Source organism: Bartonella sp. bp_1, assembly GCF_055808085.1.
The window spans coordinates 1,668,152-1,679,078 of record NZ_CM147851.1 but is presented as its reverse complement, the minus strand read 5'-3'; the positions used below and the strand labels follow the sequence as shown (position 1 = coordinate 1,679,078).

The following is a 10,927-nucleotide window of genomic DNA, read 5'->3' as shown; positions in this document are numbered from 1 at the left end:
TATCATGGCACGTAAAGAGTTCAGCCGCAAAGTGCGCAAAGCTATCATAGAGCGTGCCAATGGCCACTGTGAATGCTGTGGGGCCGTTCTAAAGGCAAAGGAAGGTGAGGTTGATCATATCCTTCCTGATGCTTTGGGCGGTGAACCTACAATCGCAAATGGCCGTTTAATTTGTAGAGTCTGCCATATAGCTAAAACAGCAGAAGATGTTCGCAGAATACGCAAGGCAGATAGACAGCGTGATAAGGCAACCGGTGCCATGAAAAGCAAGTCACCGATGCCGAAACGACCAAAAGCACCGAAGGAATTAACCAAAGCACTGCCACCACGCAGGTCACTTTATGCGAGGATTGAAGGATGAGTACGGATTTAATCAGAAAAGCCTCTATTGAAGAGTTGTGCGCCCATAGAGACCGCGCGCTTGAATTGGTTGAACGCGCTATAGACTTGGTTAAAACAGCTAATGAGACCGCTACAAAGGCTGCTCCTACACAAAGTGTATCAGATGCTTTTGTTGGTGTTTCTTCATATAGAAACAAATTCAACCCTAAACTTGAAGATTTTAGAAAGCAGATTGATGCAGCTTGTTGGCGGCACTTACTGGGGGTGTCTGGCCTTGAACAGCTTATGAGCGCTTCGCAGCGTGATGCTTTCCAAAAGTCACTATATGATAATCCACCTGAATTTACAGTTGAGAATGTGTATGCGACTTTTGCCGATAAGGTCACAAATTCAGGCACTATATTTAACCAGAGCGTCGTTGATGTTTTTGAGCGTTTGCCGCCAAGCTATAAAACAAACAATCGTTTTAGGTTTGATGATAAAATAATCTTTGTTGCTGGCTATTCCGATTATTCAAAAAATTGGCTGACTAGAGCTAGTGGAGGCTATGAAGTTCAGCCAATAATTAAAGACCTTGATCGCATTATGCACATTCTTGATCGGACACCACACAATACGGATGCATCCGCCTTCTGTTCAATTGCTATGAGCGAAGGAAAGACAGAATGCGCGACTGAATATTTCTATTTCAAATGGTTCAAAAAAGGCACGGTTCATATTCGTTTTAATCGTTCTGATCTTGTCCGAGAGATGAACCGTATCCTTGCATCCCATTATGGCGATGCAATTGCAAACGCAGCGTGAGGATTGAGCCATGACCCAACAGACAACATGCAGACAGCCAGACATAGCAGACATTGTGAAGCCGCTTGAGTGGACGGGCAATCCATACCGCCAGCTTAAGGCGGAAACACCTCTTGGTATATATGTAATTATTCCATGGAAAGGAAAGTTTGAGGCAGAAGCCCCCGACTTTAATCATGTTGGTATTTTTACAACAGATATTGATGCGGAATACGCTTGCCAAAAACATTATGTAAAAGCTGTATCAAGCATACTCGACCACACCAAGCTTCACCCAGAACCCTTCTGGAAGCCTATAGAGCAATGCCCGAGGGTGGAGGGTGCGAGATATGATCTTTGGGTTGTCGATGAAAAGGGGCTTGGGTTTCGTTTGCCTGATTGCACATACAAAGATGTTTGGCGAGACTCTATTGGCGATAATGTAGTCCTTAAAATCACCCACTTCGCCGAAATCCCACCATGCGAGGTGCAGCCATGAAAACCCATGAATTGAAAATAGAGCCTTGTTTCTTTGAGGCTATCATGGATGGACGTAAATTATTCGAGGTAAGGTATAATGACAGGGGCTTTCAGTCCGGTGACTTGGTTAGGTTAACCACATCAGAAGGCAGCTCGACACTTCGTAAAATTACATATGTTCTGCCGGGCGGAAAGTGGGGCATTGATGTTGATTATTGCGTTTTTGGTCTAAGTGCAGACGAGGTGCAGCCATGAGCAAATCAAATCTAACAACTGCTGACCTTATGCGTTTAATGAATGCTGCCAATAGGTATCAAAAATTGAACTTAGAAATCGCTTCAAAATTTGAAGAAAGATATGGAATAGTATATTCAGACATTCCAGCGGCTGATGGTTTGGTAGAGCTTTTGGAATACGGCGGGACTTCAATAACTTTAAAAGAGGCTGACGAGATTATGCTTGAAGCCGGTTATCCTGTGCTTAAAAAGGTGCAGCCATGAGCCATTCAAAGACGCCTTGGGAACTTGCTGAATTTGTTGGGAAGCCAAACGATATCTATATAATAGACGCAGATGGTAACACAGTTTTACATTTCGGTGACTATGACCCAGAAGATGCGACGCTCATCATTGATCTTGTAAATAATCACGAACAACACGAATCCCTTGTCGCCGAAAACGAAGCCTTGAAAGAGCGGATGGAAAATCTGGAGGCTGCACTTAAATTTGTGATTGATGGTTATTCTCTCGATGTCAGCCATGAGGAGTATCGCGTTAATGTTTACAGAGCTGCTCTTGATGCCATGGAGGAGAGCCAGCCATGACACTGACAAAGCGAGAAAAACAAGCTATTGAAGCTTTAAAAACAGTAGCATCTAATTGGCCTGAAAAACTGTGGCTTTTTACAAATGGCTCAAGACTTTACGTTCTCAAAACAAATGAAAATGGAGAGCGTGTATATAAAAATGGCTCAGTATCTTCTGATATGATTATAGATACAATCGATATCCCTAGTGATGGCGGAGATTGGTGATGACACTGACAAAAAAACAAAGACACGTCTTGTCTGAATACTCGTGTGGTGTACGTGTTCCAATTTTTTATGGGAGCAATGGCATTGTGAAGACGCTCATTGTTCTGACAGAAAAGGGTATGATGGAAGAGAGCAGACAATACACGATAGGTGGCATTGTATATCGCATATTCATACCAACACCAGCCGGACGTGCTGTACTGGAGGCTGAAAATGCTTAAAACTGTTCCTGTAGATAAATGGTTTGAAATAAGATGCGGTGAAATTCTTCTTGGCCACATAGCGCCGTCAAAGGGGAAATTCCATGTTACTTGTCGTGGTGGCATTGATGGCTTTTCTTCGACATTGAAAGAAGAGGTGGCTCCATACAATTCTGTAGATGCTGCACTCAATGCTTTCAGCGTAAAATGGCAAGAATGGCTTGACCGCGCCGGTCTGGAAATGAAGGGAGGTGGATAATGGGGAAAACTGCCCTATCAATTCAAACCTTGGCAGAAGATCAGCCAATTCGGCTTGAAGATGCGTGTGAATTGTTCTTTGCTAATGCTGTTAAGCCTACTGGCTTACGTTCTGAAGCGAAACGTGGCAATCTGGATATTATGCGAATTGCTGGAAAAGACTTTGTAACCAAGGCTGCAATTGAGGAAATGAAAAGAAGATGTCTCGTGACCGAAAGCCACCGCACCTCATTAAAAAAAGAGGGAGACCATTGCAAGATGGAACGCCAAGGGTCTGGTGGCTCATCAAAGACGGATACAATCAAAAGCGCACAGGATTCCTTGAGCATCAAATTGCAGAGGCAGAGCAAGCGCTTGCAGAATATATCGGAGAAAAGCACCAGCCCATCACAGAAAACGGCCAAAGTGCTGAAATTCCAATCGCAGATGTTTTAAATGTGTATTTTGATTATAAGATTGATAAATCACCTCGACCATCAGAGCTTGCGGCCTCTATCAGTAGGTTGAATAATTATTGGGGAAATAAAACAGTATCAGAAATTCTTGGTCCTACATGTCGTGAATTTACTGAAAAAAGAGGAACTTTTTCGGGAGCAAGACGTGACCTTGAAAATTTACGTGCAGCAGTAAAACATTATAAAGCAGAATATGGAATGGAAGCGGAGCCAGTTTTCACGCTTCCTGAAAAGTCAAAGCCACGGGAAAGATGGTTGAGCAGAGATGAAGCAGCAAAACTTTTATGGGCTTGCTATCGGGCAGACAGGCGTAATCATCTTGTTCGCTTTATTCTCATAGCACTTTATACAGCAACGCGACATGAGGCTATATTGCGGTTGCAATGGATGCCAAACACGACCGGCGGCTGGATAGACCTTGAAAATGAAGTTATGTACCGCCGTCCAGAAGGCAAGGCAGAAACAAAAAAAAGAACACCACCCATAAGAATACCCAACAGGCTATTAGCGCACATGAAGCGCTGGCATAGCATTGATGGGGAAATTAGGCACGTTGTTCATTTTGGGGGAAGAGAGATAGGGCGCTTGGAAAAGTCGTTCAGAAGCGCAAGAGAAGCCGCAGGGCTTGATGATAAAGTAATACCTCATGCGCTACGCCATACGGCCATAACATGGCTCATGCAAGCTGGGTTGCCTATTATAGAAGTGTCTGGCTTTGCCGGTGTCACAATCGAAGAGTTAGAGCGAACATATCTTCATCATCACCCAAACTATCAGACAGGTATTGTGAACATTCGCCTTCTGGGTAAACCTTCCAAAAGAACATAGGGGGAATGTGTCACAGATGTGTCACAAAAAGCATGAATTTGTCACGAACAAAACGTGATAATAGCTATCAATAGTAATCAAGAATCGTTGGATTTGTGGGGTTTTTACAATGTGCCCTGACGTTCGGGACGAGGGGGTCGGAGGTTCGAATCCTCTCACTCCGACCAGTAAAATCATATAGCTTATGAAATTGATGTTTTGTGTTGCGCACTGATACGCGCACCGATATGCGTGCTGATATCGATAATGTGCTGATGATTATTCATAAATAAACGGAAATATGTGCTATCTTTAAAATCATTGAATGGAAAAATGATTATGTCTCAATGGATTATTATTAATGATAAAATGCAGCAGGATTATCGGTATCAACTGACCTGTGATGAAGGAGATAATTTCCATCCTGAATTTACGCCAGATTTAACACCGATAGAAATGCTGGGAATGGGGGTTATGGGGGGGAAATACATGACTGATTGTCAGAATGAATTTCCTACATTTTGGTTTAAACAAGCAAAACTTTCTCCAGAAGGCCGTAACGCAGACTTGAATTATTTCAGGGTATTGGCAGGAAAACCGTTGAGTTATTGGCGAGCAAAGGGGTGGATATATGCTGAAGATCCACGCGGATGGTTTCAATGGTACTGCCGCTATTATAGGGGGCGGCGTATTCAGGGTGAAGATATGCGCCAAATCAAACGTTGGAAAGCTATGAAACGGCACGTTCAGCAATTACGTAGAAACTGCGAAGAAGGTGATATTTTTTGTCGCCGCCGCCAAAGGCAGGCTTTGCTACAATGGGCTTATGACAGTCGAAAACTATAAACCAGTCATTGTGACCGGTTTTTATCGAGGTTCTTATGCAGAGCAGGTTGTCTGAATAAAGCTTATGATATTCGTATTAGGAAGTTAAGTTTTGTTGATATGGATAACTGGATTTTAGTCCCGCGGAAAATAAAATCGGATATGTTGTTTTGGAAAAATATTTCAATTCTAGTTCCTTAAGCGGGCATCGGATGCTGTTATGTTGCAGGAGATATTTTGACTGTCGTCTGGTCTGGATCGATAGCGAAACTTAACTCGACTGTCATGTGTCGTCCAAAAAAGCACCGTGATCGGTTTTTCATCCGGATTACCGGTATAGCCTTTATATTTATTAATAAGATCGTATTTCGTTTTTTCGCAGGGTTCGGGATTATCTGAAATATAATATATTTTATTCAATTCATTTTTATCACCAAACACAAATGCTAGATCAAACAATCCGTATTCAGATTTATATTGTGTCAGAATTGCAATTTTTGTCGTTCTGAGATTTGCTATAGATGTCGGGTGATGATTTTTGTTTGTTCTCTAGTTCACGATATACGCTTTCAAAGTCTGCTCCCTATTTGAAACCATGCCATTCAGCCGATGCATGCGTTGATAATGTCAGGGATATAAAAAATAGAAGCAATAGTTTTTTCATCGATCGCGCCTTGGTCTGAACGGGCTTTTGATATCATGCACGGGTGATTTTGTCGTCATCTTCGCAATGTCACAACGCGGCCTAATGATACTTGATTTGGAAGTTTAACTTCTTTTCAATTCGGTTCGATTTTGTCTCGCCCGCCGTTTGGTTTTTATTTTTTCTTCATAATCCTGTGGTGTTCAAGTAAATGTCATTAAGATGATTCATATTGGCTCTTTCAAAAACCATAATCAATTTATAGCTTCATGATATTCATACATTATCATGATGTTGGAACGTGAAGAAATAGGCTGTCCGTGGAAATTGTTCTTCTTATTCTTATCCTGCTTGCGGCTGTTGTCGTTAGTGATGCGGTGATACGCATCATACCGATTGGTATACCTATTCCATTGATCCAAATTACTATTGGTGCAGTTTTATCGACCATGTCATTTGGCGTTACGTTAAGCCCAGATATTTTCTTTTTGCTGTTTTTGCCGCCGCTGCTTTTTCTGGACGGTTGGCGGATTTCCAAAGAAGCGTTGTCACGGGATAAGTGGACAGTTTTGCAATTGGCTCTAGGCCTTGTTATTTTCACTGTGCTGGGTGTGGGTTTATTTATTTATTGGATGATACCTTCGATGCCGATGGCTGCAGCTTTTGCTTTGGCTGCCATTGTTTCACCGACGGATCCTGTCGCGGTCAGTGCCATTGCTAAGCGTGTTCCGATGCCTAAACGGTTGATGCATATATTGGAAGGGGAGTCTCTGCTCAACGATGCTTCCGGTCTTGTTAGTATGAACTTTGCGGCAAAAGCGGCTATGGGGACGGCTTTTTCCTTGTCTTTGGCTTTTGGAACTTTTGTATGGACGTCGCTCGCCGGGCTTGCCATCGGTGCTATTGTTACCTTCATTGTCATGTGGGTGCTGGATCGGTGGACTCGTAAATTCGGTGAGGAGCCAAGCGTTCAGATTATTATTAGTCTGCTCATTCCCTTTATTGCTTATCTTTTGGCCGAACGTGTCGAGGCTTCCGGTATTCTTGCTGCTGTTGCAGCCGGTATTACAATGAGCTTTACCGATAATTATATCGGCCGGTTGGCAACAACACGTATGCGCCGCCTTGCTGTATGGGATATGATGCAGTTTGTTCTTAATGGTGTTATATTTGTGCTGCTGGGCGAACAATTACCGCAGATTATTTCAAGTGCTGCCAATGTGGCCCTTGAAACGGGTCATTTTGATCCATTATGGCTTATTCTTTATGTTGTCGCGATTAATTTTGCCCTTGCCGTTTTGCGATTTGTCTGGGTTTGGGTATCGTTGCGTTTCACCTTATCTCGGGCTTCTCGAAAAGGTATAAAGCAATTTGTTCCCGGGTGGCGTCTGGTTGCGGTGATCTCGTTGTCAGGGGTGAGGGGTACGGTTACCCTTGCTGGTGTCTTGACATTGGTGCCGGATTTTCCATTGCGTGGATTGATTATTTTCTTAAGCGCCGGTGTCATCCTCTTGTCTTTGATTGCAGCCAGCATCGCTCTGCCTTATCTTTTAAAAGATATCGAATTGCCGCCTGAGCCATCGCATCAGCGAGAAGAAGATCGTGCGCGTTCGGTAGCGGCTGAAGCTGCTATTCGTGCGGTAGAGCAAGCGGTGCATGATCGAGGAGAGGGGCGGGCGGATGCCGATATTTATACGGCTGCTGCTGCTCGCGTTATGGAGAACTATCGTGCACAATTAACTGGTGAGGGGGGAAGTGATGAAGATTTTGTGCTTGCGCATAAAACAGCTGAAATTGAAAGGGAATTGCATTTAGAAGCCTTGCGTGCAGAGCGTAAGATTTATGTCGCTTATGGGCGGCGACATCAGTTGTCGGAAGAAACGCTGAAAAAACTTATTCGGGAAACCGATTTATTGGAAACGCGCTTCACTAATGATTAGATTTTGAATCTGAAAATAGATTGCCGCATTATCATGTTTGCACAAGGTGTTGAGACAATCTGAAGCAGGACTTGTTATGTTTTACGAACAAGTTGTAAGACATTGAGTAGGAGCGCAATCAAAATTGCGCCAATGCCTGTCCATAAGGCAAAATAGGGGCCTTGTAGGGATGAGAGGCTGAGGAAAAAGGCCACCAGTGCAGCACCGGTTGATTGGCCAAGAAGGCGGGCCATATTCATCATGCCATTGGCGGCACCAGTACGCTCACGTGGAGTGGCGGATATAACAATACGTTGATTGGGAGCATTGAAAAAACCCATTCCGCAGCCTGAAATCATCATGAGTATGATAATAACAATATTGGGTGTTGCTTTGGGTAATGTGCTGATCAGCGACAGGCCGCAGGCAACAAGAAACATACCGATACAAACCAGAAGTGTCGGTTTTATCCGGTCGGAAAGACGACCGACAAAAATTGAAGAACAGGCAGCACAAGCTGGCCATGGGGCAATGATAAAGCCAATTTCTGCAACGCTGCGATTCAGGATATTCTGAAAAAGAAAAGGAAGCGTCACAAAGGCAATACCTTGTGCGATAAAGACAAAAAGAATGGCGGCAACAGATATAGAAAAAGCAGGAAAGCGAAAGAGATCTACAGCCATAAATGGTGCTTTGTGTCCTTTTTCCCGTAATGTCAGGGCGATGAATGAAATGCATGAAAGGGCAAAGGCAAAAAGTACGGTACGCCATGAGCTGATGTGGGCGAGTTCACCAACACCCATGACAAAAGCTGAAAAGGTGACGGCGCAAAAGAGTGCTGCAAAGAGATCGAAACGGTATTGTGCCAAGGGTGTTACCGGCAAATGACGCCAAGCGATTATCCCGCCGATAAGGCCGATGGGCACATTGATGAAAAACAGCCAGTGCCACGAAGTAAACCATAGGATGATTGAAGCGATGGTTGGCCCCAAGGAGAAACCTACCCCCATGCAAAGACCATTGATGCCAAGGCCCATTCCCAGTTTTTCAGGTGGAAAGATGAAACGGATGAGAGAAAGGTTTGTACTTAGAAGCGCTGCCGCGCCTATGCCTTGCAACGCGCGTGAAAAGATAAGAAATTCAAAGGATTGTGAAAGGCCGCATAAAAGTGAGGCGATTGTAAAGACCACATATCCGATGAGGAATATTTTCCGATAGCCATAAACCTCGCCGAGACTGGCAAAAGGCATCGTTAAAGCGACCATAGCGAGCAGATAGGATGTGACTGCCCAGATGATAACGGAATCACTGACGATAAATTCGCCAGCCATCGTGGGCAAAGCGGTATTGGTAATGCCGGTATCAATCATGGCCATGATAATGGCGATAGATATGCCAATCATGGACATGAGCGTCGATGTAAGATGATGCGGCATAGTATGGGAGGATGTTTTTTTAGTTTTATGCTTCATAATCAATGCCGGATTTTAATCTTGGTCTATTTATTTGTAATAGATGGCTATCGGGTGCCCTTCAATCATTTCAACCTTGATATCAAGATCATATATCTCTTTCAGTGTTTCAGGAGAAACAATTTCCTGTGGCGAGCCTTGCCGGATTATATGTCCTTCTTTCAAGGCAATGATGAGGTCTGAATAGCAGGAGGCAAAATTGATATCATGCATCACCATGATGATAGTTTTATCTAATGTATCGGCTGCATGACGCAATTGTTTCATCATGGCGACTGAATGTTTCATATCAAGGTTGTTAAGCGGTTCATCCAATAAGACATAATCGGTATCTTGTGCCATAACCATGGCGACAAAAGCTCGTTGGCGCTGGCCGCCTGATAATTCATCCAGAAAGCGTTGCTCCAGTCCCTCAAGGCCAAGATAGCGGATAGCACTTTCAATAAATTGCCGATCTTTATTGTTCAGCCGTCCCTTGGAATAGGGGTATCGGCCAAAACTGACGAGATCAAGAACTGTCAATCGTGCTGTCAGGGTATTTTCTTGTCGTAGAATGGACAGTTTCTGGGCAAAATCGGTACCTTTAGCATGACAGATATTCAGTCCTTCCACATGGATGGAACCGCTATCAAAACCGATAAGACGGGCAATCATGGTCAGTAAGGTTGATTTGCCGGCACCATTGGGGCCGATAATGGATACAATTCCTTTTTTGGGGATGGTCAATGTGACATCATTGATAACCAATGCATCATTATAGCGCTTTGTAACGTTCCGAATTTCAATCATTTAAGCTTTCCCCTTACTAATAGGGTCAGAAAGATAATGCCGCCGAAAAATTCGATGATGAAAGATAGGCGACTTGCCATATTGAACAATTGTTCAAGAATAAACTGGCTGCCAACAAGAAAGATAATTGACAGCAATACAGCGATAGGAAGGACATTCTTATGTTTGCCATCAGGCGCGAATTGATAGGCGAGGCTTGCGACCAGCAGACCAAAAAATGTAACCGGTCCAACAAGAGCTGTCGAGACTGATACGAGGATAGAGACCATAATCAGGATATGGGTAACTTGGCGGTGGTAATCGACACCAAGATTTATTGCGACATCGCGCCCCAAAGCCAATACATCGAATACGTGTCTTTTTCGCCAGCCGACAAGCGATACGATGAAGACGATAATGGTAGCAATGCCGACTAGATTGGTATTCATCAGATTGAAATTGGCAAACATCTTGTCAACCAGATTAACGGCGTCATCAGGGTTCAGTGCCAGTTGCATCAACATACGCAGACTGAAAAACAGACCGCCAAAGACAACGCCGATGAGTAATGTCAGATGCAATCCTTTGATACTATTAGAGAAAAGCCAGCGGAAAAGGCAGGTCGAGAACAGCACAAGAATGAGCGCGATGGCAATGAATTCCATTTCCGCTGTGACACCGGGAATGACAGAGGAGCCAAGAAAATAGACGATGATTGTTTGAATGAGGATATAGAGTTGGTCAAATCCCATAATTGAGGGTGTCAGAATCCGGTTGTTGGCAACGGTTTGGAACAAAACGGTCGAAATGGAAATTGTATAGGCAATCAGCAATAGGCTGGCGAGTTTGTTAAAGCGGAAGGTCCATGTCAGCCGATTGATATTCCAGCCCATATAAAGCCCGATCACGACCAATGCAATGACGAACAGCCAGATAAAAACAG

Annotated in this window: 15 protein-coding genes; 12 read left to right on the top strand and 3 right to left on the bottom strand. The window is 43.8% G+C overall.

Features of this window, described 5'->3' with window-relative positions:
* The first annotated feature begins 4 nt into the window (after window positions 1–4).
* From ACYZ97_RS08250 to ACYZ97_RS08195, 12 genes are all read left to right on the top strand, one after another.
* A complete protein-coding gene (locus ACYZ97_RS08250; RefSeq protein WP_473298075.1) occupies window positions 5–361 on the top strand; it encodes an HNH endonuclease in 357 nt (118 codons plus the stop codon).
* Window positions 362–426: 65 nt separating this feature from the next.
* Window positions 427–1,146: a DUF4942 domain-containing protein gene (locus ACYZ97_RS08245; RefSeq protein ID WP_473298074.1), complete on the top strand. Its 720-nt coding sequence runs from the start codon at window positions 427–429 to the stop codon at window positions 1,144–1,146.
* A gap of 10 nt (window positions 1,147–1,156) precedes the next feature.
* Entirely contained in the window at window positions 1,157–1,624 is a 468-nt protein-coding gene (locus ACYZ97_RS08240; RefSeq protein ID WP_473298073.1) for a hypothetical protein, read from the top strand.
* Entirely contained in the window at window positions 1,621–1,860 is a 240-nt protein-coding gene (locus ACYZ97_RS08235; RefSeq protein WP_473298072.1) for a DUF3850 domain-containing protein, read from the top strand. The genes ACYZ97_RS08240 and ACYZ97_RS08235 overlap by 4 nt, the downstream gene beginning before the upstream one ends.
* Window positions 1,857–2,105 (top strand): hypothetical protein, encoded by a 249-nt coding sequence (locus ACYZ97_RS08230; RefSeq protein WP_473298071.1) that lies wholly within the window; start codon window positions 1,857–1,859, stop codon window positions 2,103–2,105. The genes ACYZ97_RS08235 and ACYZ97_RS08230 overlap by 4 nt, the downstream gene beginning before the upstream one ends.
* A complete protein-coding gene (locus ACYZ97_RS08225; RefSeq protein WP_473298070.1) occupies window positions 2,102–2,428 on the top strand; it encodes a hypothetical protein in 327 nt (108 codons plus the stop codon). Before ACYZ97_RS08230 ends, ACYZ97_RS08225 begins: the two co-directional genes overlap by 4 nt.
* The gene (locus ACYZ97_RS08220) at window positions 2,425–2,637 is read left to right on the top strand and encodes a hypothetical protein (RefSeq protein ID WP_473298069.1); all 213 of its coding nucleotides are present in this window, start codon (window positions 2,425–2,427) and stop codon (window positions 2,635–2,637) included. Before ACYZ97_RS08225 ends, ACYZ97_RS08220 begins: the two co-directional genes overlap by 4 nt.
* The gene (locus ACYZ97_RS08215; protein ID WP_473298068.1) at window positions 2,637–2,858 is read left to right on the top strand and encodes a hypothetical protein; all 222 of its coding nucleotides are present in this window, start codon (window positions 2,637–2,639) and stop codon (window positions 2,856–2,858) included. Before ACYZ97_RS08220 ends, ACYZ97_RS08215 begins: the two co-directional genes overlap by 1 nt.
* Window positions 2,851–3,096: a hypothetical protein gene (locus ACYZ97_RS08210; protein WP_473298066.1), complete on the top strand. Its 246-nt coding sequence runs from the start codon at window positions 2,851–2,853 to the stop codon at window positions 3,094–3,096. The genes ACYZ97_RS08215 and ACYZ97_RS08210 overlap by 8 nt, the downstream gene beginning before the upstream one ends.
* 250 nt (window positions 3,097–3,346) lie before the next feature.
* Complete coding sequence (locus ACYZ97_RS08205; protein ID WP_473298065.1) at window positions 3,347–4,378, top strand: site-specific integrase; 1,032 nt, start codon at window positions 3,347–3,349, stop codon at window positions 4,376–4,378.
* A gap of 318 nt (window positions 4,379–4,696) precedes the next feature.
* Entirely contained in the window at window positions 4,697–5,203 is a 507-nt protein-coding gene (locus tag ACYZ97_RS08200) for a hypothetical protein (RefSeq protein ID WP_473298063.1), read from the top strand.
* A 942-nt stretch (window positions 5,204–6,145) separates the two neighbouring features.
* Entirely contained in the window at window positions 6,146–7,765 is a 1,620-nt protein-coding gene (locus ACYZ97_RS08195) for a Na+/H+ antiporter (RefSeq protein ID WP_473298062.1), read from the top strand.
* 74 nt (window positions 7,766–7,839) lie between these two features.
* Here the strand turns inward: ACYZ97_RS08195 and ACYZ97_RS08190 are convergent, their stop codons facing one another.
* Genes ACYZ97_RS08190 through ACYZ97_RS08180 form a run of 3 tightly spaced genes read right to left on the bottom strand, consistent with a single transcriptional unit; the run spans window position 7,840 to window position 10,877 of the window.
* Window positions 7,840–9,216 (bottom strand): MFS transporter, encoded by a 1,377-nt coding sequence (locus ACYZ97_RS08190; protein WP_473298061.1) that lies wholly within the window; start codon window positions 9,214–9,216, stop codon window positions 7,840–7,842.
* A 30-nt stretch (window positions 9,217–9,246) separates the two neighbouring features.
* Entirely contained in the window at window positions 9,247–10,005 is a 759-nt protein-coding gene (locus tag ACYZ97_RS08185) for an iron ABC transporter ATP-binding protein (protein WP_473298059.1), read from the bottom strand.
* On the bottom strand, window positions 10,002–10,877 hold the full coding sequence (locus tag ACYZ97_RS08180; RefSeq protein ID WP_473300668.1) for an iron chelate uptake ABC transporter family permease subunit: 876 nt from the start codon (window positions 10,875–10,877) through the stop codon (window positions 10,002–10,004). Before ACYZ97_RS08180 ends, ACYZ97_RS08185 begins: the two co-directional genes overlap by 4 nt.
* Window positions 10,878–10,927: the final 50 nt, after the last annotated feature.